The organism is Streptomyces sp. WAC04114 (assembly GCF_019733245.1).
GTDB classification, from domain to species: Bacteria; Actinomycetota; Actinomycetes; order Streptomycetales; family Streptomycetaceae; genus Streptomyces; species Streptomyces massasporeus_A.
Genome location: NZ_JAIGQA010000422.1, coordinates 1 through 626, shown reverse-complemented (window position 1 = coordinate 626; position 626 = coordinate 1). Strand labels below are relative to the sequence as shown.

Genomic DNA, 626 nt, shown 5'->3' with positions numbered 1-626 from the left:
GGCCATGGGCCCTGGGGCCCGGGTCACAGGCTGTGGGGCCTGGGCAGGTCGTGGACCCCGGGCCGTCCGAGGGGCGGGCGTTCCCGTGATGGGTACGTCCCGCCCATGGACGGAACATCTGTGTGTGTCTCGCCCATGTGCGGCATGTCTGTGTGCGTCCCACCCATGCGGCCGCGCCTGTGCGCGTCCCGTCTGTATGCGTCCCGCCGTCGTCTGTATGCGTCACGCCGTCATCGGACGGTCGTACGGGCCGATGGGGGCCGGGAGCCGGCCGGCGCCACCGGTCAGGTGGCGGTCGACGGCCGCCGCCACCGCCCGGCCCTCGGCGATCGCCCACACGATCAGCGACTGCCCGCGGGCGGCGTCCCCGGCCGCGAACACACCCGGCACGTTCGTGGCGAAGCCGCGGTGGGGTTGTCGGCGGACCGGCCGGCGGCTGGCTGTGGGGGCCGGGCGATGGGCGCCCCGCGCGGACGCTCGTGGCCTACCGTCCATGCCGTCGTGGGCTTCCCGCCGGTGGGGTCGCCCCCGCCCACCGAGGCCCCCGGGATGGTGGGGATGGCGGCGGGCGACGCAGTGCGCCGCAGCGACGGGAGTGGTGTGCCGGTCGAGCGCCGATTTGCGTC

General features: G+C 75.9%; 1 pseudogene. It reads right to left on the bottom strand.

What is annotated here, in order from left to right:
* Window positions 1-222: 222 nt before the first annotated feature.
* A pseudogene (locus tag K4G64_RS40925) lies at window positions 223-626 on the bottom strand (hypothetical protein); the annotation flags it as partial.